Annotated in this window: 18 protein-coding genes and 2 pseudogenes; all 20 read left to right on the top strand. The window is 57.0% G+C overall.

The features are described from left to right. Positions 1-194: 194 nt before the first annotated feature. On the top strand, positions 195-1,172 hold the full coding sequence (locus AC27L4_RS13175; protein ID WP_487142637.1) for an ABC transporter substrate-binding protein: 978 nt from the start codon (positions 195-197) through the stop codon (positions 1,170-1,172). A 142-nt stretch (positions 1,173-1,314) separates the two neighbouring features. Next, on the top strand, positions 1,315-2,352 hold the full coding sequence (locus AC27L4_RS13170) for an ABC transporter permease subunit (protein WP_487142636.1): 1,038 nt from the start codon (positions 1,315-1,317) through the stop codon (positions 2,350-2,352). Next, positions 2,349-3,098, top strand: coding sequence for an ATP-binding cassette domain-containing protein (locus AC27L4_RS13165; protein ID WP_487142634.1), 750 nt, complete (start codon positions 2,349-2,351; stop codon positions 3,096-3,098). Before AC27L4_RS13170 ends, AC27L4_RS13165 begins: the two co-directional genes overlap by 4 nt. Before the next feature lie 195 nt (positions 3,099-3,293). After that, on the top strand, positions 3,294-3,704 hold the full coding sequence (locus AC27L4_RS13160; RefSeq protein WP_487142633.1) for a hypothetical protein: 411 nt from the start codon (positions 3,294-3,296) through the stop codon (positions 3,702-3,704). Between the two features lie 141 nt (positions 3,705-3,845). Then, the gene (locus AC27L4_RS13155; RefSeq protein WP_487142632.1) at positions 3,846-4,136 is read left to right on the top strand and encodes a hypothetical protein; all 291 of its coding nucleotides are present in this window, start codon (positions 3,846-3,848) and stop codon (positions 4,134-4,136) included. 685 nt (positions 4,137-4,821) lie between these two features. Next, positions 4,822-4,962: a hypothetical protein gene (locus AC27L4_RS13150; protein WP_487142631.1), complete on the top strand. Its 141-nt coding sequence runs from the start codon at positions 4,822-4,824 to the stop codon at positions 4,960-4,962. A 953-nt stretch (positions 4,963-5,915) separates the two neighbouring features. Next, a complete protein-coding gene (locus AC27L4_RS13145) occupies positions 5,916-6,734 on the top strand; it encodes a hypothetical protein (RefSeq protein WP_487142630.1) in 819 nt (272 codons plus the stop codon). Between the two features lie 328 nt (positions 6,735-7,062). Further along, positions 7,063-7,380, top strand: coding sequence for a hypothetical protein (locus tag AC27L4_RS13140; RefSeq protein WP_487142629.1), 318 nt, complete (start codon positions 7,063-7,065; stop codon positions 7,378-7,380). A 1,509-nt stretch (positions 7,381-8,889) separates the two neighbouring features. Beyond that, entirely contained in the window at positions 8,890-10,767 is a 1,878-nt protein-coding gene (locus AC27L4_RS13135; RefSeq protein WP_487142627.1) for a Hint domain-containing protein, read from the top strand. A gap of 618 nt (positions 10,768-11,385) precedes the next feature. Next, positions 11,386-13,290, top strand: coding sequence for a hypothetical protein (locus AC27L4_RS13130; RefSeq protein WP_487142626.1), 1,905 nt, complete (start codon positions 11,386-11,388; stop codon positions 13,288-13,290). 208 nt (positions 13,291-13,498) lie between these two features. Next, positions 13,499-14,437 carry a hypothetical protein gene (locus AC27L4_RS13125; protein ID WP_487142625.1) on the top strand — a complete coding sequence of 313 codons (939 nt, stop codon included), beginning with the start codon at positions 13,499-13,501 and terminating at the stop codon, positions 14,435-14,437. An 804-nt stretch (positions 14,438-15,241) separates the two neighbouring features. After that, on the top strand, positions 15,242-16,339 hold the full coding sequence (locus tag AC27L4_RS13120; protein WP_487142623.1) for a hypothetical protein: 1,098 nt from the start codon (positions 15,242-15,244) through the stop codon (positions 16,337-16,339). A gap of 534 nt (positions 16,340-16,873) precedes the next feature. After that, positions 16,874-17,734 (top strand): hypothetical protein, encoded by an 861-nt coding sequence (locus AC27L4_RS13115; RefSeq protein WP_487142622.1) that lies wholly within the window; start codon positions 16,874-16,876, stop codon positions 17,732-17,734. A 461-nt stretch (positions 17,735-18,195) separates the two neighbouring features. After that, positions 18,196-19,137 (top strand): Hint domain-containing protein, encoded by a 942-nt coding sequence (locus AC27L4_RS13110; RefSeq protein ID WP_487142621.1) that lies wholly within the window; start codon positions 18,196-18,198, stop codon positions 19,135-19,137. A 136-nt stretch (positions 19,138-19,273) separates the two neighbouring features. Beyond that, positions 19,274-19,633, top strand: a complete 360-nt coding sequence (locus AC27L4_RS13105) for a hypothetical protein (protein WP_487142620.1) — start codon at positions 19,274-19,276, stop codon at positions 19,631-19,633. A gap of 42 nt (positions 19,634-19,675) precedes the next feature. After that, positions 19,676-20,777 (top strand): annotated as a pseudogene (locus AC27L4_RS13100) (IS4 family transposase). Positions 20,778-21,599: 822 nt separating this feature from the next. Next, on the top strand, positions 21,600-22,151 hold the full coding sequence (locus AC27L4_RS13095; RefSeq protein WP_487142619.1) for a hypothetical protein: 552 nt from the start codon (positions 21,600-21,602) through the stop codon (positions 22,149-22,151). Positions 22,152-22,292: 141 nt separating this feature from the next. Beyond that, a pseudogene (locus tag AC27L4_RS13090) lies at positions 22,293-23,293 on the top strand (transposase). A gap of 648 nt (positions 23,294-23,941) precedes the next feature. After that, positions 23,942-24,241 (top strand): hypothetical protein, encoded by a 300-nt coding sequence (locus AC27L4_RS13085; RefSeq protein ID WP_487142618.1) that lies wholly within the window; start codon positions 23,942-23,944, stop codon positions 24,239-24,241. Positions 24,242-24,405: 164 nt separating this feature from the next. After that, positions 24,406-24,612, top strand: coding sequence for a hypothetical protein (locus AC27L4_RS13080; RefSeq protein ID WP_487142617.1), 207 nt, complete (start codon positions 24,406-24,408; stop codon positions 24,610-24,612). Positions 24,613-24,783 lie beyond the last annotated feature (171 nt).

The raw sequence follows: 24,783 nt of genomic DNA, 5'->3' as shown, positions 1-24,783 counted from the left end.
CGCAGCGCCTGCGGTTCCACCCCTGCCGCGGCGGCGTTCGGGCGGCGTTTTCCTTCGAGCGAGAGTTCTGATCAGGCCGCAGCCGGATGCTTCGTCCGGCCGGGCATGGTGTCATCCGTGCGATCGGCCCCGGCAGAAGGGCGTCGCACGGGTGCCGGACTGTCGTGGAACCGAAGCGAACGAGAGGAAACACCATGAGGAAATTCGTCAAAGCGCTCGCGGCCCTCGCCCTCGGGGCGAGCGTCCTGGCCGGCCCGGCCGCCGCGCAGGACAAGAAGGTGACGATCGCGCTGATCCCGGGCCTGACCACGGACGGCTTCTACATCACCATGCGCAAGGGCGCCGAGGCCGCGGCCAAGGCGGTCGGCGCCGAACTGGTGTTCCAGGGCGCGCCGGAGTTCAACCCCGTGCTGCAGGTGCCGGTGCTCGATGCCATCATCGCCCGCAAGCCGGATGCGATCCTGATCGCCCCCACCGACAAGGTGCAACTGGTCGAGCCGCTGAAGAAGGCCGCCGCCGCCGGCATTCCGGTGATCACCGTCGACACCTTCATCGGCACCGGCAAGTACCAGACCGGGGCGGGCGACGCGGACTTCCCGCTTGCCTATGTCGCGTCCGACAACCTGCTCGGCGGGCGCATCGCGGCGCGGGCGCTGGCCAAGGCGGTCGGCGAGAAGGGCAAGGTCTACGTCTCCAACGTCAAGCCCGGCATCTCCACCACCGACCAGCGCGAGGAAGGCTTCAAGGAGGAGATGAAGAACTATCCGAACATCCAGGTGCTGGACACCCAGTACAACGACGACGACGCCAACAAGGCGGCGACCCAGCTCCAGTCGGTGTTCGCCCGCAACCCGGACCTCGACGGCGTGTTCGGCGCCAACCTGTTCTCGGCTCTCGGCGCCGCCAACGGCGTCAAGCAGGCCGGCCAGTCCGGCAAGGTCAAGGTCGTCGCCTTCGACGCGCCGCCCTCGATCGTCGACAACATCAAGACGGGCCTCGTCGACATCGCCATCGCCCAGCATCCGGCCGAGATCGGCTATTTCGGCTTCATGTCGGCCTATGCCCATCTCACCGGCCAGTCGATCCCGGTCCTGATCGGCACCGGCTTCACTGTGATGGACAAGGACAACATCGACAAGCCCGAGGTGGCCCAGTTCATCTACAAGGACTGAGCCGGCCGCGTCGCGCCTGACGCCGGCGGTCATCCCTGCCCGCGGGCGCGACATGATCAACCGGCGGGCTCGGAAGAACCTGCCTCGGCGCCGCCGGACAGCCCGGCGGCGCGTCCATGGTCCGCATCCCACGGAGTGGCGCATGTCCGCCCATACGTCGACGCAAGCGCATGCCGGCCGGAAGTCCTCTCCGGTGCGCCAGATGCTCGCCCATGTCGCTGCCATGCAGGCGTGGCTGTTCCTGGCGATGCTGCTGATCTTCTTCGAGGTCTGGTCGCGCGTCGCCTACGGCCAGAGCTTCGTGCTCTCCAGCTACAACGCCCAGTCCATCGCCGTCTTCGCCGTGGCGCCGCTGCTGCTGGCGCTCGGCTCCACCTTCGTGATCATTTCCGGCGGGATCGATCTCTCGGTCGGCTTCATCATGGGCCTCGCCGCGGTCGTCGCCGCGCACGCTACCAATTTCGCCGGCCAGTCCCTGCCGCCCTTCGCCGCCATGCTGGTCGGCGTCCTGGCCGGCCTGGTGATCGCCCTGGGGCCCGGCCTCGTCAACGGGCTGCTGATCTCGAAGCTCAACGTCCCGCCGTTCATCGGCACGCTCGGCATGTACGGCGTGGCCAAGGGCGTCGCCTATCTCCTCGCCGGCGGCACGACGGTGCCGGTCAGCAACGCCTGGCTCGCCATGCTCGGCAACGACCGGTTCTACGGCGTTCCGATCGTCGTCATCGTCGCAATCCTGTTCGTCCTGGCGATGCATTACCTCCTGTCGCAGACGCGCTTCGGCCAGCACACCTACGCCATCGGCGCCAGCGAGCAGGCGGCGCTCCGGGCCGGCATCAACGTCGACCGGCACAAGCGCAGGCTCTACCTGCTCTCGGCCATCTGCGCCGGGCTCGGCGGCGTGCTCTATGCCGCGCGCTTCACCGCCGGCGCGGCCCAGGCGGGCGAGCCGCTGCTGCTCGATTCGATCGCCGCGGTGGTCATCGGCGGCGCCAGCCTGTTCGGCGGCTCGGGCACCATCCTCGGCACGGTCGCCGGCGCGCTGGTGATCGCGATCATCCAGTACGGCCTGGTCTTCATCAATGTCGAGCCGTTCTGGCAGTTCGTCGCGGTCGGCGTCGTCATCATCATCTCGGTGCTGGTCGACCAGACGCAGCGCAAGCTCGGCGGAGAGCGGCAGTGACAGGCTCCCAGGATCCGATCCTCGACGTCCGCTCGGTCTCCAAGCGCTTCGGCGGCGTCGAGGCGCTGAAGGGCGTCTCCATGGCGCTGCATCCCGGCGAGGTGGTGGCGCTCGCCGGCGACAACGGCGCCGGCAAGTCGACGCTGATCAAGACCATCTCCGGCGTGCATGCGCCAGACGGCGGCGAGATCCGCTTCGACGGCGAGCCGGTCAGCTTCGCCACGCCCGAGGCGGCGCGCGCCCACGGCATCGAGACGATCTACCAGGACCTGGCGCTGGCCGACAACCTGTCGATCGGCGCCAACATCTTCCTCGGCCGCGAGCCGACGAAGCGCCTGTTCGGCTTCCTGCCGGTGATCGACCGGCCGCTGATGGCCGAGGCCGCCAGGGAGACCATGGCGCGGCTCGACTTCCATGTCAGCCGCCTCGACGCGCCGGTCGGCCGCTTCTCCGGCGGCCAGCGCCAGGCCGTGGCGATCGGCCGGGCGATCTACTGGAACGCCCGCGTGCTGATCATGGACGAGCCGACGGCGGCGCTCGGCGTGCCCGAGCAGCGCAAGGTCGTGTCGCTGATCCAGACGCTGAAGGCGCAGGGCCGCGGCATCATCTTCATCTCGCACAACCTGCAGGATATTTTCGCCGTCGCCGACCGCATCGTCGTGCTGCGCCGCGGCAGCCTGGCCGGCGAGCGGCGGATCGCCGAGACCAACCCGGACGAAATCGTCAAGCTGATGGTCGGCGGCTGATCCGGGCCTGCACCGTGTCGATGTGCCGGCCGGCGCTCCGAAACGAGTGACGGAAGGCCGGTCGGCTCCGGCGCGGGCAGCCGGCGGCAGCAAGCGAGCGTCAAAACCGGGGATGAGGCCGGCGGCTGGCTATCGGAACCTTGACTCCTCCGACAAAAGTGCGAAGTGCAGGAGCTCTACACTTTGGGGGGTATCATGATACACTTTTCGCGTTCGCGGCGGCTGCTCGCGTCCTGCGCCGCGACCGGCCTGGCCATCCTGCTCTCCGGCTGCGTGACGCCGGACCAGCAGCGGGCGATCAACATGGCCAACGACAATCGGCAATGCCAGCAGATGGGCTTCGTCGAGGGCTCGCAGGCCCTTGCCGAGTGCATGGGGACGGCGGCCGCGACGCGGGACGCCGAGGCGGACCGGCAGGCGGCGGCGAGCCGGGCCTGGCAAGCCAAGCGGGACGAGGACTGGCGACGGATGACGCAGCGCAATTCCGCGGACGCAGGCCGCCGGGAGGACAAGCCGGCGCAGAACTGCGACACCGTGGAAAGCACGACGACGCGGGGCGACGGCACGGTGGTGACGAAGACGCGCCAGCGCTGCAGCTCGTTCTGAGGATCGCGGCGGGCTGCGGCGATCCCTCGCGGACGAACGCCGTGCCCGCCGTTCCGGCTCCGCCGTTAGTCCCGGGCTGGCGGCGACGGCGCGCTCGGCCGGACCGGGGCGATCGCGATCTCGCCGCCAGGCGACGCCGCGGTGACGACGCGGGACCTCGACTTGGACGGCTCGGACAAGGACGCGAGCGTCGTCGCCACCGCCAATGGCGGTCTCGCCCGCATCATCCGGATCGACTGCGACGGTACCTACGATCGGATCGCGTCGATGCCCCGTCATCGACATGGAGGCGCGCGTCGCTGCGCCTGCCGCAGCTGCGACCGGGGTGCCGCCGCGTTCCGGACGTGGCGGCATGGGTCAGTCGCAGCAAAAACACAGCCGGCAGCAATGAAGCACAATTGTCGCCGCATTTTCGTCATGATCGAGGAATGAAACAGTACGGAAATCAGTCGTCAGAAAGTAGATCCCGACATTCCTCCACCCATAAGGCCACTCCGGTGGCTGTTTGAGATTGGCATGGCTTCGCTGTGTCAAGCGGGAGAGGGGGGTTAAAGGAGGCTGCGATGAGATTCTCGAACAGTATGGGCTATCTTCGCGTTGGAGGGAGGGCGATGTTTGCGTTCTTTCAGTTTCGTGCGCCGTCGCCGTAATTCAGGCGGGCGGAACTCGTATGTTCCCATCTTATGCACTGTCCCTGTAATGCCAAGGCGTCACGAATACATGAATGCCGCCTCCACTACGACAATAACAATTTTAGTGATATCTTGCATCATATCATTTATACCGGCAACTGTATTATATTACCGTGTATATAATGAAATGTTCAGGTATCTCCCACCGCAATTCAGGGGGGCGTATACGTCCAGATTTTGTATACAGATCTACGTATACGAGAAGGAAGTTCCTATAAATTTGGCAATTATGTATATATTCCATCACGTATTTCTGGTTATTGCTGCCGTTTGCATGTTATTGATAACAATCATACTGAATAAATATGTAGCTATGATGGTGATTTTAATTTTTATTGTTTCAAATATCTATTATATTATGGACGGTGTGCGTAAATACAGATCTAGGATAAGGGCTTGACCGAAGGTCTGGCGGTTGGGTCGGCTTGGCAGGTCTTTCCGCCGACCAGAGCGTCGCCGGTCTTGCCAATATCCCCGATATTGGCAAGACCGGCTCCTTCTGGATCGACGAAAATCCCTCGCCGATCCTCAACCGGCCGACCTTCGGTCAGGCTCTCAAAGTTTAATCCAATGGCGGGAGGAGATTAAAATGAGGAGCGGCACTTATGCAGGCGTTATGGGAACAGCGCCTTTTGGTGTTACGTTTGGCCTTGTTATGGATAGCGATGGAAATTTGTATCCGCAGGTAGGGCTTGGAACTCCTGGTCTATCGGTATTTGGCGGTTATACAAATGATCTCGACAATACACTTACTGGACCTACAATTACATACGGCCCTGGTGAGCCGCCTCTGGTAGAGCATGTGTCCTTTAATTCGGACGCAATTGGGGTTGGATTTAGCACTCCCGGTGCCAGTATTACCTATGGATTTGCGCCAATATCTATTCCATCTTCTGTCTCTCTATCTGCTAATTTTATAGATGGGTTTCTCGATCCTGGCTCAGCATACGCGCCGACCCCAATGGGTTTTCATGTCAGTGCGTCTGAAATGGAGCCCAATTTCGATGAGCTGCAGGAGTTGGCAGGCGGGAATTCATCGGGTATCGCCGAGGCAAAGCGGGAGCTCGCCGCAGATCAGAACGCAGCCGCGGATATTGGGGCAGCCGCCGCACAAGCCGCATTCCGGTCGGCCGAGGTTTACGGCCAAGGTCCAGATTTGACTTGGGGGGATCTCGGTCGCGGCATACCAGATGTTCCCCCCGGCTCCGTCGATCCGTTTGACAGCAACAATCCTCCGACAGCCACTCCTCCAGACCCGATGACACCGAATGGTGGTCTGGGCGATGACCGGGGACCCGCGCCCGGTACTCCCGATCCTGGCAAGCCGGGCGAACTCGGTACGCCCGTTGGCGACGAAGGCCCGCCATCGTATGACGACTCTCCCCTTGATCCCGGACAGCCGGGTTATGGACCAGGCGACCCTTACGGCAGCAATCCCTACGGCGATGATTCCTACGGTAGCAATCCCTACGGCGGCGACCCCTACGGCGGTGCTCCGCCCGACGACAACACCGGTGGGTTGGAGGACCCCGGAGGCTGGGCGGGCGGTGACGGCCCTGTCGACAACGGTGGCGAGTACGCCCCCGTCCTCCTCGACCTGACCGGCGACGGGCTGAAGGTCACGCCGCTCTCCTCCTCCACCACCTACCTCGACAGCGAGGGCAACGGCTACCAGCACCGCACCGCCTGGGCCGGCGTCGGCAACGGCGTGCTGGTGCTCGACGCCAGCCATGACGGCAGGATCCACGACAAGGACCAGTACGCCTTTACCGGGTGGGACCCGACCGCCACCGGCGACCTGCAGGCCCTCAAGGACGTGTTCGACACCAACCACAACGGCAAGCTCGACGCCGGCGATGCGCGCTGGGCCGACTTCAAGGTGATGGTCAACGGCCAGATGGTGACGCTGGCCTCGCTCGGCATCCAGTCGATCGACCTCACCGCCACCGGCAGCGGCCAGACCGTGTCGGACTTCAATGCCGACGGCTCGCTGCGCGACAGCACCGTCACCACCACCGACACGTCGACCCGCACCGTCACCATCGAGGTCGACGGCGACGGCGCGCTCGACCAGACCAGAAGCACCGTGATCTCGCCGGCGGGCAACACCACGGTGACGACGCAGGACCTCAACCCCGACGGCTCGGTCAAGGACGCGAGCCTCGTCACCACGACCAATGGCGGCCTCGCCCGCATCACCAGGACCGACAGCGACGGCGACGGCACCTATGACCGGATCGCACCGGCGCCTCGTCGTCGACATCGGGCGCGCGCCGCCGCGCCTGCCGCAACTGCGACCGGGGTGCCGCCGCGTTCCGGACGTTGCGACAAGGGGTAGTCGCAGCGGCCTGGATTAAAAACGCAGCCGGCAACAATGAAGCACGATTGTCGCCGCATTTTCGTCATGATCGAGGAATGAAACAGTATGGAACTCAGTCGTCAGAAAGTAGATCCCGGTCTTTCTTCTCCTGCAATGCCACGTCGGTGGCTGTTTGAGATTGGCATGGCTTCGCCGTATCAAGCGGGAGAAGGGTGCTCGAGGGAGGCTGCGATGAGATTTTCGAGCAGTATGGAGTCTCTTTGCGTTGGATGAAGTAAGCACACGGATGTTTTCGTGTTCTCGGTTTTGTATAATGCCAACGTAATCGGTGATCGGGAGCTTTGGCATGACGCCGTTCCGAGCCTGGATGATCTTCGGCGTGTTCGTCGGCTTGGCGGCGGGTTTTTCCGCGTCGCACCCCACCCAATCCGGTGAGCCGCTTCCACAGCCTTGGCGCGTAACGATGACCAATGATCCGGCGACGAATTATGCTCTCGTCAAGTTCTCCGCGCCCCTCGCGACACCTCTGGCCGGGGTCGCGCGCAATCTCGTCCTGGCGGGCATTGTCCGTCAAGCTTGCAAGGGAGCTTCCGTGAACCGAACCACCCTGCAGATGTACACAGCCCAGTCCGGCATCAATACCGTATCCCGCGACGTCCTCTAGGAGGCCTCGGATCGTGTCGAGTCGAGCTTTATCGGCTTCGACTACGAAGACCTTGCGCATTTGTGTTCCGGGATCGGCTATCTCCTCGGGACCACGGGTGTTTTGGTCAAGGACCTCGTGATGCCGGGAACTGGAGAGCCGGCGCTCCGGTACGATCCCGCCAGGCCGTACCTGTCGGTTCGGCCTCTCGTCCAAGGAAAAAGCTGAAAATGCACTATCAGGGAAGGCACGAGGCGCCACACCGCAGGCGAATATCGTCACAACGATGGTCTGGGCGCCTGCCCGCTCGGCTGACTTCGACGCGCCGACAGACTTCGCCGCCCCTGACGTTGGACTGTAGCCGGCGCGTGCTCGGCACCGTGGCGAGCGCCGCCAGTGCCTGGCGCCTAGCAAGGGCTGCCAGCGCGAACGCCGACAAGCACACCATCACCGTCAATACCCATGCCGACGGCACTTACGACCGGATCGCGCCGGCGCCTCGTCATCGACATGGAGGTGTGCGCCGCCGCGCCTGCCGCAACTGCGACGGGAAGTGCCGCTGTGTTCCAGACGCAACGGCAGGGGACAGTCACAGCGGCCCGGATTAAAAACGTTGCCGGCAACAATGAAGCACAATTGTCGCCGCATTTTCGTCACGATCGGGGAATGAAACAGTACGGAATTCAGTCATCAAAAGTAGATCCCGATATTCCTCCCCTCACAATGCCACTCCGGTGGCCGTTTGAGATTGACACGGCTTTGCCGTGTCAAGCGGGAGAGGCACGCTCGATGGAGGCTGCGATGAGATACTCAAGCAGAGCAGGAAGTCCTTTTGCGTCGAAGAGAGGGGTGAGTACAGCGGCGCCAGAATACTGTTGGCTCCGAGCACTGTTGTCGTGGTTTGTAATTTTCCAATCAATGAGTGAGGCAATGTATTCCGGTAATTTCAAAATTGGCGTTTCATAAAAATGACAATATTTATTGGATCTGTCATAGGAGGAGCTATTGCTGGGTTAATATTTTTTATATTCTCAAGAAGGCTGGAATTGTTCTACTATTACTTGATTTGCGGAGCGATAGTCGGCATATTACTATATATAATTAAATTATTATCGTAAGTTGAATTCGCCGATTTGGGTTTGCAGAAAATGGGAGGTAGGTGTGGGTGAAGTAAAAGAATCCTTGGGGCCTTTGTCGCTGGGGACAACTGTAGGAGTTTGGGGCGGAAGTGCTTTGCAACCCACTCCAAACGGCAGCGTTGCGAATCTTGCGCAAAACATCGTAGGCGTAACTGCTGGAACGGTGGGTGGTGTCGGTGGTCGCTATATAGGGGGGCTAATTGGCTCAGTTGGTGGGCCTCTGGGAATATTTACCGGAGCTGTCATTGGAGGTTTCATAGGTAGTTGGACGGTCGGATATGAGTATAATAATTACACCCCAGTTCCGCCTATAGTTCCAGACACATACCCCGGTATCAAGGCTTGGTCGCAACGAGATCCCACAGTTGGGCAGCAATGCTTCCCGGCTGGCATGCCCATCCTGATGGCGGACGGCTCGGCCAAGCCGATCGAGCAGGTGGCTGCCGGCGACGTGGTGATGGCCTTCGCGGCAGGCCCAGGGGTCTGTGATCCCGGCCTACGCCCGTGCCGGGTCAAGCGGCTCTTCCGCTCGACTACGACCGAGTGGCTCGTGTTTCCGGATGGCCTGACCGTCACGCCCGGCCACTTGTTCCTGAACGAGCGGGGCCAGTTCGAGCGCATGGATGCGATCCTTGCTCGCGGCGGCGAGATCGTCACCGCTGCCGGTGCCGTTGTTCCGACAACGGCCGAGCGTGTCCTTTACGGCGAGGCCAATCGCCACCGCTACGAGGAGGCCGAGGAGATCGTCTACGCCACCGAGGGCGGCGCTGCCCTCGCCCCGCAGGTGCGACGGGGCTGGCGGACCTACAACTTCGAGGTCGAGGGCCTGCACACCTACATCGCCGGCGGCTATCGCGTCCACAACGACTCGGTTGCCGACTACCAAGGCTACGCGTCGATGATGGGCACCGATCAGTCCTATGCGGCCGGCTACTCTGCAATGAGGGAGCAGTTCGGCGCCGGGGTCGCCGAGGCGGAGGCGTGGGCCAAAAACCCTGGCTTCGGCAAAGACGGTGCCACGATGGCGCTAAATGCTGCGATCAATGCGGTCCAGACCAACAAGGACTGGACCAATCCGCAGATTAACGACATGCTCAATCAGCAGCTGCAGAATGCCATCAATACCTACAACTACTACAATCCCGACGCGCCTGTCCCCGATGTCATTCCAGCAACTTATCAGCCTAGCCTCCCGACTGGCGACCCGGGTGCGGCTGACACGGGTCTCGGTGGGCTCCTTGGCTCGATCGGCGAGGCCATCGGTTCGATTGGCGAGGCGATCGACGAGGCCCTTGGGGGACTGTTCGGGGGGGACAACGGGGATGGATATGACGGCGGGTACAATGACCCCGGCGTCCCGGGCGACCCCAACAACCCCAACGACCCCAACAACACCGACGACACCGACGACCCCGACCCCGACCAGGAAACCCCCGTCCTCCTCGACCTGACCGGCGACGGGCTGAAGGTCACGCCCCTCTCCTCGTCCACCACCTACCTGGACAGCGAGGGCAACGGCTACCAGCACCGCACCGCCTGGGCCGGCGTCGGCAACGGCGTGCTGGTGCTCGACGCCAGCCATGACGGCAGGATCCACGACAAGGACCAGTACGCCTTTACCGGGTGGGACCCGACCGCCACCGGCGACCTGCAGGCCCTCAAGGACGTGTTCGACACCAACCACAACGGCAAGCTCGACGCCGGCGATGCGCGCTGGGCCGACTTCAAGGTGATGGTCAACGGCCAGATGGTGACGCTGGCCTCGCTCGGCATCCAGTCGATCGACCTCACCGCCACCGGCAGCGGCCAGACCGTGTCGGACTTCAATGCCGACGGCTCGCTGCGCGACAGCACCGTCACCACCACCGACACGTCGACCCGCACCGTCACCATCGAGGTCGACGGCGACGGCGCGCTCGACCAGACCAGAAGCACCGTGATCTCGCCGGCGGGCAACACCACGGTGACGACGCAGGACCTCAACCCCGACGGCTCGGTCAAGGACGCGAGCCTCGTCACCACCACCAATGGCGGCCTCGCCCGCATCACCAGGACCGACAGCGACGGCGACGGCACCTATGACCGGATCGCACCGGCGCCTCGTCGTCGACATCGGGCGCGCGCCGCCGCGCCTGCCCCAACTGCCGACCGGGGGGCGCCGCGTTCCGGACGTGGCGGCATGGGTCAGTCGCAGCGGCCCGGATTAAAAACACAGCCGGCAGCAATGAAGCACGATTGTCGCCGCATTTTCGTCATGATCGAGGAATGAAACAGTACGGAACTCAATCATCGGAAAGTAGAGTCCGACCTTACTCACCCCACATTGCTACTCCGGTGGCTGTTTGAGATTGACATGGCTTCGCCGTGTTAGAGCGGTTTCCGATCCAGATGAATCGGCAAGCGCTATATATCCAATAGCTTGGATGTGGATTTTCGATCCTCACGATTGGGAAGCCGCTCTAAGTAGAGAGTCGATCGGGCGAAAATCGCGGACCTCAATTTCGGGTCTGTCGTCGCAATGCAAATGGTGGCACGAACATGACGAGGTCGCAAAGCTATAGACTGGTTAGGATATATCTATATATTGTAATTTCTGTATTTATATTGGTTTTTATCATCCCAATACCTATAGTATATACATTATATTTTCTTGGATACAATGTAAATGGCGAGTCTTTCAGGAACGCCATGTCTTCGATTTCTACATTAATGCTATTGCCGCTCGCGATATTTTTCCCTCTAAATTTTCCCTTATTCCTATCAATAGGAGCAAAACTCCTTCAGGTAGATAAATTGGATCGAAGGACGTACGAAAGAAATATCAAGCCAATTAAAGGTTTCCTTTGGGATGAATTGGTGAAGCATTACGAAATATCTGAGGATGAGCATGAAAAACGATAATAACACGTCCCCATCTGTGCCTTCGATGGTTGAAACGGGCGCTTATGCAGAGATCGCTGGTGGATACGTCTATGGGGGATATAACGAAGATAAAGGTTACTCGCTGGCCGTTGGGCTGCATGCGTCCGCTGGTGTATCAGGTTACGGCCAATGGGGATTTACAGCTAAAGTGGGGTGGACAGATGTGGGGCCTGTGAGCCTGCCCTCATCTCTATCCATAGCTAAAGCTACCAGCTATGGCTTTGGTATCGGAACACTCCCAGGTACGCCACTATCACTTGCAGGATACGTCAACATTGACGGCTCGGTCACCGCCGTGACTGGGGTTGGAGCCACTGATCTCATTGAAGTCGGCATCCAGACATCAACGCGAGCTCCGGCTCATCTGAGTCCGCCCCCAGTTGGCGTTCACGTCAGTGCTGCTGATATGGATCTTACCTTCGATGAGCTGCAGGAGTTGGCAGGCGGGAATTCCTCGGGTATCGCCGAGGCAAAGCGGGAGCTCGCCGCAGATCAGAACGCAGCCGCGGATATTGGGGCAGCCGCCGCACAAGCCGCATTCCGGTCGGCCGAGGTTTACGGCCAAGGTCCAGATTTGACTTGGGGGGATCTCGGTCGCGGCATACCAGATGTTCTCCCCGGCTCCGTCGATCCGTTTGACAGCAACAATCCTCCGACAGCCACTCCTCCAGACCCGATGACACCGAATGGTGGTCTGGGCGATGACCGGGGACCCGCGCCCGGTACTCCCGGTCCTGGCAAGCCGGGCGAACTCGGCACGCCCGTTGGCGACGAAGGCCCGCCATCGTATGACGACTCTCCCCCTGATCCCGGACAGCCGGGCTATGGACCGGGTGACCCTTACGGTGGGGAGCCCAGTGACCCCTACGGTGGCGATCCCTATGGCGGCGACCCCTACGGCGGTGCTCCGCCCGACGACAACACCGGTGGGTTGGAGGACCCCGGAGGCTGGGCGGGCGGTGACGGCCCTGTCGACAACGGCGGCGAGTACGCCCCCGTCCTCCTCGACCTGACCGGCGACGGGCTGAAGGTCACGCCCCTCTCCTCGTCCACCACCTACCTCGACAGCGAGGGCAACGGCTACCAGCACCGCACCGCCTGGGCCGGCGTCGGCAACGGCGTGCTGGTGCTCGACGCCAGCCATGACGGCAAGATCCACGACAAGGACCAGTACGCCTTCACGCAGTGGGACCCGACCGCCACCGGCGACCTGCAGGCGCTCAAGGACGTGTTCGACACCAACCACGACGGCAAGCTCGACGCCGGCGACGCGCGCTGGGCCGACTTCAAGGTGATGGTCAACGGCCAGATGGTGACACTGGCCTCGCTCGGCATCCAGTCGATCGACCTCACCGCCACCGGCAGCGGCCAGACCGTGTCGGACTTCAATGCCGACGGCTCGCTGCGCGACAGCACCGTCACCACCACCAACACGTCGACCCGCACCGTCACCATCGAGGTCGACGGCGACGGCGCGCTCGACCAGACCAAAACCACCGTGATCTCGCCGGCGGGCAACACCACGGTGACGACGCAGGACCTTAACCCCGACGGGCGGCCTCACCCGCATCACCAGGATCGACAGCGCCGGCGACGGCACCTACGACCGGATCGCTCCGGCGCCTCGTCATCGACATGGAGGCGTGCGCCGAAGCGCCTGCCGCAGCTGCGACCGGGGTGCCGCCGTGTTCCGGACGTCGCGGAGAGGGGGAGTCGCAGCAGTCCGGATAAAAACGCTGCTGGCAACAATGAAGCACAATTGTCGCCGCATTTTCGTCATGATCGACGAATGAAACAGTACGGAACTCAATCATCGGAAAGTAGAGTCCGACACTCTTCCACCCGCAATGCCACTCCGGTGGCTGTTTGAGATTGGCATGGCTTCGCTGTGTCAAGCCGGAGAGGGACATTCAAAGGAGGCTGCGATGAAATTTTCGAATGGTAAGGGATGGCTGGCTTTGCGTTGTAAGGTACGAGTGCGTCGATGTTCGATGTACCTTCAGCTTCGTATACTATCCCGTAATTGTTTCTTGTTTGATGCTTATTGCCGTAATTCCTAAATGGAAGAGAGGCTCTCGATGCGAATTATGGTGAGATTATTAGACAATATAGAATTTCCTCGCATTGAGGAGGAGGGTTGGGGGCACTCTAGTGAATTTTCATTTTTCAGACAGCTTTCCAAATTTGCATATATACACTTTGTAATTTTAACTGTTTGTATTTTACTATATAATTATTCAGCTCTAGCAGGAGATAATGTTTGTGGCAGTTGGAATGATATACGAAATAGCATAGAATATAATTTTGGTGTACTGTCGTCTGTTAACTCTCGCCTCCCAGACTCACAAAAAAGCTACACTCTTAGCAATCCAATTGGCGTTGAGTTTGTGAATGTACCAGATCCCGTTAGGGATGATATCAAAAATATCATCAATATGGCTACATATGACAACAATTTCCGCGTGTCATATGATAAAATAGAGAAAACAACCATTATATTTATTTACTATGACAATGACAATTTACTTTCAAACAATGAAATCGATGATATTTTTAAAATTGTTCGAATGAATTTCAACCTTAATTCCGTTGAAATGTCAGACAAAAAAATAGGTGCGTGGATCGAAGATAGTATAAAAAAATCAAATGATATATCTCAATCATCAATTAGGGTTTCCGCAAGAAGTCCCGTAACTTCAGGAACGGTCTCCATTAGTGATGATGCTGGGCATCTTTTTGTGCGACTTTCATTTATTAGTCCCATGAATGGAGATAAGAGAAAAATTAAAACTGATGCCGGTATGTCAGATTTGTCAAAAAGTATATTTGGTTTTTTGGGTGTGTCTGGCCAAATTAATTTTCAAGATTCTATATATTCGTCAACGTCAATTTCCACTATTCCTAGCAATGTTGACATAGCGATGGCTAGAATACTAAGTATTTCGAATGGACTTGCAGATTGGCGTCGTGGATATTCAGTTGCATCTAAAGTTTGCTCAAGTGGCGGGCATTTCTAGGGTTGAATTTTAAATAAAATCGAGCACAAGGAGTTAGATATGTCGTTTAGATATAATGATGGGAAAATGGAATACTCAACTTCCGGTACATTGAGGGGGGATTCTTATAGTTGGAGTGGGTCGTATAATTATAATGCTGGGAATTATTCTATTTCTTCGTCTATTTCTTCTGGAACGTCTGGTGTAAAAGCAAGTGTAACTCAGGATGAGTACGGCACCAAAATTGGATTTGATATATCAGATACAAATATTGGGGGTTATTCATTTAAAGTTGATGCAACTGCTCAGTTTGACCAAAGTTACTCTCTATCAAATATAGGGTTTTCATCTAATTTTGATGCTAGTCTTGAAAAATATGGGAATGTTGGTATAGGATTTTCATTCAGTGCCACTCCAGACGAGCATCTTGTTAACATAAATGGTAATGTCGATCTGGGGATTGGCAATAAGACGCTCGGATTTACCAGCTCTACGGACCTCGATATATCTGTAAAATATGGACTGCAGTCGCTTCATGTGCAGGGAGAAGATTACGCAAATACCCCCTGGGGTAAGATGGATGTTATTCCGCGCCAAGACGTTTTACCTTCTTATGATAGGCAATATTCTGGTATTCCAAACTCGGATCAGAATGCTCCGAGCGAGTATGGACCTGGAATTGGTATGCATCCAGGAAATTATTCTGCGATTCCAAATTCCGGCGAGAATACGCCGGGAGAATACGGTCCGGCTCCAGGTGAGCAGCCCACTCCGAGTACACCTATCGGCGACATCGGCAGTTTCAGTCTCAGCAATTTAGGGGCATTGGACCAGCCGGACACGCCCATCGGCGACATCGGCAGTTTCAGTCTCAGCAATTTGGACAGCCCGACCGAGCCGGACGTGCCGGTCGGCGATATCGGTGATTTCAGCCTCAGTAATTTGGCGGGGCTGAACACGCCTATTAATGGCGATTTTCCCTCGTACGATCCTGGACCGCTGGGCTACAATCCAGACGAGACCTACAATCCCGACCAACCCGACGACCCAGACCCCGAAGAGCCGGATCCGCCTGACGACGAGACCCCCGTCCTCCTCGACCTGACCGGCGACGGGCTGAAGGTCACGCCGCTCTCCTCCTCCACCACCTACCTGGACAGCGAGGGCGACGGCTACCAGCACCGCACCGCCTGGGCCGGCGTCGGCAACGGCGTGCTGGTGCTCGACGCCAGCCATGACGGCAAGATCCACGACAAGGACCAGTACGCCTTCACCCGGTGGGACCCCACCGCCACCGGCGACCTGCAGGCCCTCAAGGACGTGTTCGACACCAACCACAACGGCAAGCTCGACGCCGGCGACGCGCGCTGGGCCGACTTCAAGGTGATGGTCAACGGCCAGATGGTGACGCTGGCCTCGCTCGGCATCCTGTCGATCGACCCCACCGCCACCGGCAGCGGCCAGACCGTGTCGGACTTCAATGCCGACGGCTCGCTGCGCGACAGCACCGTCACCACCACCGACACGTCGACCTGCACGGTCGCCACCGATGCCGACGGCGACGGCGCGCTCGACCAGACCAAAACCACCGTGATCTCGCCGGCGGGCAACACCACGGTGACGACGCAGGACCTCAACCCCGACGGCTCGGTCAAGGACGCGAGCCTCGTCACCACCACCAATGGCGGCCTCACCCGCATCACCAGGACCGACAGCGACGGCGACGGCACCTATGACCGGATCGCACCGGCGCCTCGTCGTCGACATCGGGCGCGCGCCGCCGCGCCTGCCCCAACTGCGACCGGGGTGCCGCCACGTTCCGGACGTTGCGACAAGGGGCAATCGCAGCGGCCCGGATTAAAAATGTTGCCGACAACAATGAAGCACAATTGTCGCCGCATTTCCGTCATGATCGGGGAATGAAACAGTAGGGAAATTAGTCGTCAGAAAGAAGATACCACCCTACTCCCCGTCGTTGTCGCTCAGCACTCGATGTGACCGTGAGACGCCTTCTCGCGGTGCGGGAGAAGTGTGTTTTGATGGAGCCCACGATGATATGTGGTGACAGCATGGAATGGAATATCACCCCAGGCGGAGAGAGTCGGAAGCGAAGGAGTTTGCGATGTGTTCGCCTCGTGAATCAGAGGAACTAGGGCGACAGGTGGCGACCACAAATTAAGCTAGCTGTCAATGTAACTCTGGTCGTCCGCTTGCCGCAACGCCTCAAATCACATCAACGGTGGTAATCGTGCCAGTGTAGGTTAGATTTCGTGCCAGTGGCGATAAGTAAATATCGCTTTGGCATTTTGTGACAACCACAAAATGGAACTGTGCCTAAATTTATCACTAAAAGCAAACCAAGAACTTTCCTCCCTGCAATGCCATCGCCTATTATCGTTTGAGATCGGCATGGCCTTTTCTTGTATAGCGGGGGAGGTGCGCTCGATGGAGGCTGCAATGACGCGCTCAAACAGTGGGGAAGCAATTTCTGCCGGAATAGGCGGGCGAGCGCGGCGGCGCCTGTGCATCCCCGGTTTCACGCGCGGTCGCCGTAATTTCAATCTGATGCAAGGATGGCTGCAGCGGAGCAGATCAGATAGCGATAGATGCAAATCTCCTTGGACATGGAGGCGTCCTTGTCATGAGTTTACTCTTGCTGTGTTTATTTGGTTATTGTTAATTCCAGGCGCTGCATTCTGCGGAACCCCAGATGCCGAGAAGCAAATACTTATGGATCATTTCCATTGGGAAACAGCAGATAACGGAAAGATGGCCACGGCTCTATTTACAGACAACAATTTTTCGATGCTAAATCTAACATCTAGTGAATTTGTATTTACACAAACCTCGCTCGATCTTGCTCTAAAATTAGCAGATATTGCTGGAATCAAAATAAATTCAGGTAGGGAGGCAGAAAAGACCCTGCGGCTCGTCATATTCACTGATAGTAATATAATGACGGAACTCAGGGAGGTGCCAGAGAAATTTAGAGGATTGGGCATACCTCAAATGCATATCGACAGCTTAATTTCTGCAACCTCTGTAAATACTCATTGCTATGTTTCGTCGATGATAGACAAGCACTCAGACATTACAATATCTTATGTCTTGGATGCAACCAATAGCCAGAACTGTGTGAAGAATGCCATATATTATGCATTCGGCATCACTCATTTGGATTCAGATCCAAATCCAGATCTTAGCCTATGCATATTGTATGCATCCATGCGAATTGGAAGTCGAACTCGCGAGGACGTAGTCAGGACATTTGATAGCGCAAAAGAAATGTGCAAGAAATACGTGGGAGATAATTCGTAATTTCAGATGTAAACAACGTCCTATCCCGCCGGTATGCCGGAACTAGTTTTGGCGACTTCCTGTCCCATAATCCGGATGCGACAAGCTTTACGGCCCCGCCTTGGGGCGGGATTACGTTAACTTTTACCCGCATCGATCCCTCGACAATACCTGGGGCTCTTCCAGATCTCGCCCCTGGGACGCTACCTCCTGGGCCACTATCGAGCATATCGACTCCCGGAATCGTGTACCAGAATAATTTTAGCGTAACTTTGTTTAACCAGAATGTAGATAATAGTATAGATTATTCAGAATATAATAGCCTAACCATAAAGGCAACAGGAACGACTGTCTACGACCAGGATGGAATAGAATCGATTGGCCAATCAATTCCTGGCCTTGATGTTAGCCCCTCTGTATGGGGAAGCCCATATGTAGATCAGGCGGCGATCGGGATTAGCGCCGGGTGGGCCGAACTCGGAATGTCCGCAATGGTTGATGTGGGCTCCTCGGTACCCATGGGAGATGGTGCGTGGTATAATCCAGATAAATATGGCTATATCGATAGTTATGGCGAAACTTATTATGACGGAAAAGGAAACAGTTCCGGGTGGTACAAGGCTGCGTACGACGGTAATCAGTATCATGAATACTCAGTACATGTTGATCCTACAGTACGAGCTATTGACCTGACATTGCCCGATGACAATACCGCTCCCATGGTGGTCCCGACCAAATTTCTTGAGCAATGGGCCAATGCCTTTCCAGGAGAAGACCCAGTAGATATTCCCTTAAATTTGCCGGACAATTTTGAGATTCCGACAGATATCCCATACATACCTTACGCTGGAGATGTCCCGTCTTTTGGAACGAATTTCGATCTCGGTGCGGCGGCGGACCCACATTGCTTTGAATCTTCTACGCGCATCCAGTTGGCTGCCGGCGGACTCGTTCCAATTGGCTCGCTCTCCGTCGGTGACTATGTTTTGGCGTTTGACGGTGTGTCCTACAACGGCCGTGGGAGCTTGCTCGTCGGTCGTGTCGTTCGCCTCTTCACCAATATCACGACCGAATGGCTCAATCTTCCGGATGGCCTGACCGTCACGCCTGGGCACCTCTTCCTCAACGAGCTCGGCCAGTTCGAGCGGATCGATGCGATCATCGCGCGCGGCGGCAAGATCGTCACGGCTGCCGGTGCTTTGGAACCCGTCACGGCGGAGCGAATCGTCTACTCAGAGGAGACGCGTCACCTCTACGAGGAGGCGGAGGAAATTGTCTACGCCACCGAGGGCGGCGCCGCGCTCGCCCCGCAGGTTCGACGGGGCTGGCGAACCTACAATTTCGAGGTCGATGGCCTCCATACTTACATCGCCGGCGGCTATCGCGTCCACAATGACTCCGATGCGTCGATGAGTGGCTGGTAATTCCCCCGATCTGCGGATAAAGTAAGGTGTCGCCGTAATTCGTAATTCTTCGATAAAGGTTCGTTCTTGGTGTGTGGAGCGAGAAAACGCCCCTGTCGTAACTCGTAATTTCTAATTACTGGAGGGGAAATTTGGAATGAAAAATCACAAACTTGAAATATTTGATATTAGATCTTTTAATGGTAAGATCTATTATATGGGAACGTTTAAATTAGACGACAGTGAATCATCTGAAAGTATTGTTGTTTATAATAAACAATTATCTAAAGATGAGATTTATGAGGCAAAATTTATCCTTGCTCAAGGCGATATACGTCGACGGGCCGATGGATTCATTAAAATCCCTAAAGTTATGAAAAATGCTGTCGGAACGATTGTGTCAAATATTGCTTACGCCTTAATATTTATTGACGAGAAATTCCCAAATGAAAAGGAAATTTTCATCGAAATAGAGGATAAAATTAAACTAAGATCAATGACAAATATATTTATTTAACGCAAGCAATGTTGTGACATGTGTTTTTGGGGTAGGTGATGACTGATCTTTATCGAAGATTTGCATGCCAAGCGCGTGCTGTCCTTGGCCAATGGGACGCTCGGGGTGATGACCGGGGCGGCGCTGGCGGTTTCCTTGATCGGGCAGGCTCCGGCGAAGGCGCGTGGCCTGGTGGCCAAGTCGGCGATCCAACAGGTCGACCGGTTGCTGAGCGATGCGGGCGTGGCTCCCTGGGACTTGTTCGGTTCGTGGGTTGGCGAGGCCGTGGGCGGGCGGCGCGAGATCGTCGTGGCGATGGCCTGGACCGACTTCGACGCCGACAATCAGTCCACGCTGGCGCTGCATCTCGCCACGCGCCACGGCGGAGCCACGCCGCTCCTCTGGCTGACCGTCGACAAGGACGAATGAAGAACCGGCGCAACGACTTCGAGGGCCTGTGCCTATCCCGCTTGAAGGCGCTGCTGCCCGCGGGCGTGGCCGTGACGATCCTGGCCGACCGTGGCTTCGGCGACGTCGAATTGTTCGAGTTCCTGGAGAGCCTGGGCTTTCATTCCGTCATCCGCTTCGCGGCAACATCCAGGTCAGCGCGGCGGATGGCGAGGCGCGGCTGGCCGTCGACTGGGTCGGCAAAGGCGGACGGGCGCGCAAGTTGTGCGACGCTCAGATCACCGCCGCGCGCCACAAGGTCGGAGCGGTCGTGTGCGTGAAGGCCGCGGGGATGAAGGAGCCTTGGCATCGGGCGGCCAGCGACGGCTCGCTCGCCGCGCCCGAGATCGTCAAGCTCTACTCCAAACGCTGGACCATCGAACCCGGCTTCCGCGACAGCAAGGATCTGCGCTTCGGAATGGGCCTGGGCGCGCTCGGGATCGACGATCCGCAACGTCGCGACCGCCTCCTGCTTCTGAACGCCTTCGCCATTCTGCTGCTGACGATCTCGGGCGCCGCGGGCGAAAGCCTCGGCATGGATCGACAGCTACGCACCGGCACCGTCAAACGCCGCGTCCATTCCCTGTTTCGGCAAGGCTGCCTGCTCTATGATCTCATTTCCAACATGCCTGAGGCCAGGCTGCGCCCGCTCATCGAGCGATACGAAGGTATGCTACGCCAAAATGCCGCCTTCTCCCACGCCTTCGGCTTCGCCTGAAAATGAGGGGATACATGAGGGGTGGGGAATCCCAATCGCGAATAAAGCAAAGCGTTGCCGTAATTCCGATGGGTGCAAGCGCACAATCTGCTACGCTTCCGCCGCGACAACATGCTCGCCGGAGCGCCTTGGCGGCTTCGGTCTCGGGGCGAACGCGCGCTGCCGCTCCTCCTCTCGCCAGATTATTGGGTGTCGATTACGCGCCGGCAAGGAAAATCATGCCCGCCAAGATTAACTTTGGTCTTTGCCGCAAATGAGCCGCAATTTGCCTTATTTTCGCCACAATGAACGGCCAACCGGTACAATGTGAACCGTCAAGAAGTAGACACCGTCCTCTCCTTTCCGTCATGCTCATCCTCATGGCCGTATGAGAGTGGTGGGCTTCGTTGGGTTGAAGGGGAGGCGTTCGATGGAGGCTGCGATGAGATACTCAAGCAGATTCGGGAATTCCTTCCGTCGGAGAGGGGGGCGAGTGCGGCGGTGCCCGCGTGTCTTCGATTTCGAACACTGTTGCCGTGGCTGGTAATTCCCCTGATCTGCGGGTAAAGTAAGGTGTCGCCGTAATTCCTGACAATGAGGCCATTCGGAAGGCCGGATGCGGGGAATCCGCACGTCCGGCTTGATGAGCGGGGAAGGGAAACGGGGCGTTGCCAGCTGGCCCAAGCTACCACGCCCTTCTTCGACTCTACCATATAAATGAAAATCTTCCAATGAATAAAAATCCTCAGTTATCACGTAGAATGCGAGATAATCATCGAAGAATGACTCGAGGAATTTGCGTATACAGTAGTGATTATTTGTGGTTTTTGCGATAATAATTTCGTGAATAGCGAAATTAATGCTATCTACGTGCTTTCAAAGGCTGTGGCAATTCTATTTGTTGTCACCTCAGCGGTCTCGTGTGGTTCGCATGATCGTGATAAGATTCCGATTCCAGACTCGATCAATGTAATAGGTGATCCCCATCGCCTAGTGGACTCTGATTGTCTTGTTGATGTGTATAAATTGGAAAGAAAATTTGTGGATAATATAAAGCAACATGGATTGCGTGGCGCTTTGGATAGCGTTGGATCGCATACGCCTGTAATTCCTGCGCCGACCTATGAGGGTGATTATCCGCCACGGAGTCTTGAATATGATGATTATTGGTACAGAACTCCTATAGAGGCAGCAACGTTTCGCCCGACAAGTTTTAGGTACCAATTAGTGGCGCAATTATCTCATTGTTTAAGGCAGGGGCGGGAGTTAGAGGGGATACCATTATTTAGTGTAGAATATAAGGATGCTTTTGCTTCATTTAGGAGTAATGATGAGTTTCTTTATGTAGTGATTCCTAGCGAAGAAATATTTTTGGCTGCGAAGCTTGTGAGATAGGAGGGGTAGCTCAAGAATCCCCTCATTTTCGCGTGACTCGAAAAGCCTGAATTTGGGACTTTCCCGGCGGCTGTGAAGGGGATCAGCGAGCTGGAGGATTGATGCGCGCCGAAGGAGCGATTTGATTGCGTTCATGACTTCTTGAACCGCGTCTTCATCGAGGATTTGCATGCCAAGCGCGTGCTGTCTTTGGCCAATGGAACGCTCGGGGTGATGACCGGGGCGGCGCTGGTGGTTTCCTTGATCGGGCAGGCTCCGGCGAAGGCGCGTGGATTGCTCGCCAAGTCGACGATCCAACAGGTCGACCGATTGCTGAGCAATGCGGGCGTGGCTCCCTGGGACTTGTTCGGCTCATGGGTTGGCGAGGTCGTGGGCGAACGGCGCGAGATCGTCGTGGCGATGGCCTGGACCGACTTCGACGCCGACAATCAGTCCACGCTGGCGCTGCACCTCGCCACACGCCACGGCGGAGCCACGCCGCTCCTCTGGCCGACCGTGGCTTCGGCGACGTCAGATTGTTCGAGTTCCTGGAGAGCCTGGGCTTTCATTTGTCATCCGCTTTCGCGGCAACATCCAGGTCAGCGCGGCGGATGGCGAGACGCGGCTGGCCGTCGACCGGGTCGGCAAAGGCGGACGGGCGCGCAAGTTGTGCGACGCTCAGATCACCGCCACGCGCCACAAGGTCGGAGCGGTCGTGTGCGTGAAAGCCGCAGGAATGAAGGAGCCTTGGCATCCGGCCGCCAGCGACGGCTCGCTCGCCGCGCCCGGGATCATCAAGCTCTACTCCAAACGCTGGATCATCGAACCCAGCTTCCGCGACAGCAAGGATCAGCGCTTCGGAATGGGCCTGGGCGCGCTCAGGATCGATGATCCGCAACGTCGCGACCGCCTTCCTGCTTCTGAACGCCTTCGCCATTCTGCTGCTGACGATCTTGGGAGCCGCAGGCGAAAGCCTCGGCATGGATCGTCAACTGCGAACCAGCACCGTCAAGCGCCGCGTCCATTCCCTGTTTCGGCAAGGCTGCCTGCTCTACGAACTCATCCCCAACATGCCAGAACAACGCCTGCGGCCACTCATCCACCGGTACGAAGAGCTCTTGCGCCAGAGCGTCACCTTCGCCGAGGCCTTCGGCTGCGCATGAAAAATGAGGGGATACATGAGGGGTGGGGAATCCCAATCCCAAATAAAGCAAAGCGTTGCCGTAATTCCGATGGGTGCAAGCGCACAATCTGCTACGCTTCCGCCGCGACAATATGCTCGCCGGAGCGCCTTGGCGGCTTCGGTCTCGGGGCGTAAGCGCGCCGCCGCTCCTCCCATGATTGGATTATCGGGTGTCCAGAACGCACCGGCAAGGAAAATCATGCCCGCCAAGATTAACTTTGGTCTTTGCCGCAAATGAGCCGCAATCTGCCGTATTTTCGCCATAATATACGGTCAACCGGTAAAGCGTGAGCCGTCAAGAAGTAGATACCGTCCCCTCCTTTCCGTCATGCTCATCCTCATGGCCGTATGAGAGTGGTGGGGCTTCGTTGGGTTGAAGGGGAGGCGTTCGATGGAGGCTGCGATGAGATACTCAAAGCAGAGTAGGGAATTCCTTTGCGTCGGAGAGGGGGCGAGTGCGGCGGCACACGCGCACCTTCGGTTCCATGTGCGGTCGCCGTGGCTTTGCAATTCCTTGAGCTGAGAGAGTAAAGTAAGGCGTCGCCGCAATTCCCATGAGAAAATCTCCACAAGATCGCACTGATCAACCATTATGTGACCTTGTCGAAAATCGCGGACACATTCTTGCATGACATATAAATACATAAAACTGCTGTGTATTATATTAATTCCTTCATTATTATATTTATACTATAAGAGTGCAGATCAGCGTCCTTTTTGGGATGGAAAGCAAATTGCAAGTATTATAATTTCTTCGGCGGAGAATGGCAATGGTGTCGCCGATTTGTCAATTCTTTCTGATGTCGTTTGCGTGCAGCCAGAACAAGTGGGGCCGTGGGGAGCGGAGCGTTTGATTCCTGGATCTAAGCTTTCTTACGTTGAAACTGGTCGAAGTGAAGGATATTGGTATATATATAAAGAAAGATGATAAAATTTTTGTATATGGAATTCCTCAGGAAATATTAAAATGGGGTTCCATGTTTGAAACTCCCGAAACACCTTTCAATCAGGGGGGCATGTGTCCGAAGAATGTGCTTATTTCGAGCGCAGGCAAGGTCCCCTCCGTGTTAATATTTAAATAGGAGTCGTGAAATGAGTGAATGGAATTTAGTAGGACTGCGTGATAAGTCAGATTTTGCTGAAAGCTTTCTTTCAGGTAAAGGTATAAGTGGCCGTGGTGAGGTTAATGCCTTTACACATGCTTTTGTCAGTGCTGCTATAACAAAAGAATATGGTGTTGGTATTGCGACTATTCTGGGAAATGGTCGAGAGTCGTATGAGAGTACTGGACCATATTAATTTGGTTCTGGTAAGGATTATAGAACTGATACATTCAGAGATCTTTGGAATAATGAAGTTGGTAGGAAGATAGGAGTGTATGCGTCAGATAATAATCTTTCAGAAACTGAAATTGCTGAACTTGTTGTGAGATCTCTGAGCGATGGCACATTAATAGTTAGTATTGATCTT

The organism is Labrys sp. Lb11 (assembly GCF_057554225.1).
This window is presented reverse-complemented; position numbering and strand designations above follow the sequence as displayed.

Excerpts from the sequence above, each read along its gene's own strand:
- AC27L4_RS13140 (WP_487142629.1), top strand. The coding sequence starts at position 7,063 with ATGACGCCGTTCCGAGCCTGGATGATCTTCGGCGTGTTCGTCGGCTTG.
- AC27L4_RS13085 (WP_487142618.1), top strand. The coding sequence starts at position 23,942 with ATGACATATAAATACATAAAACTGCTGTGTATTATATTAATTCCTTCA.
- AC27L4_RS13160 (WP_487142633.1), top strand. The coding sequence starts at position 3,294 with ATGATACACTTTTCGCGTTCGCGGCGGCTGCTCGCGTCCTGCGCCGCG.
- AC27L4_RS13175 (WP_487142637.1), top strand. The coding sequence starts at position 195 with ATGAGGAAATTCGTCAAAGCGCTCGCGGCCCTCGCCCTCGGGGCGAGC.
- AC27L4_RS13135 (WP_487142627.1), top strand. The coding sequence starts at position 8,890 with ATGCCCATCCTGATGGCGGACGGCTCGGCCAAGCCGATCGAGCAGGTG.
- AC27L4_RS13115 (WP_487142622.1), top strand. The coding sequence starts at position 16,874 with ATGACGCGCTCAAACAGTGGGGAAGCAATTTCTGCCGGAATAGGCGGG.
- AC27L4_RS13080 (WP_487142617.1), top strand. The coding sequence starts at position 24,406 with ATGAGTGAATGGAATTTAGTAGGACTGCGTGATAAGTCAGATTTTGCT.
- AC27L4_RS13125 (WP_487142625.1), top strand. The coding sequence starts at position 13,499 with ATGCGAATTATGGTGAGATTATTAGACAATATAGAATTTCCTCGCATT.
- AC27L4_RS13110 (WP_487142621.1), top strand. The coding sequence starts at position 18,196 with ATGTCCGCAATGGTTGATGTGGGCTCCTCGGTACCCATGGGAGATGGT.
- AC27L4_RS13105 (WP_487142620.1), top strand. The coding sequence starts at position 19,274 with ATGAAAAATCACAAACTTGAAATATTTGATATTAGATCTTTTAATGGT.
- AC27L4_RS13170 (WP_487142636.1), top strand. The coding sequence starts at position 1,315 with ATGTCCGCCCATACGTCGACGCAAGCGCATGCCGGCCGGAAGTCCTCT.
- AC27L4_RS13130 (WP_487142626.1), top strand. The coding sequence starts at position 11,386 with ATGAAAAACGATAATAACACGTCCCCATCTGTGCCTTCGATGGTTGAA.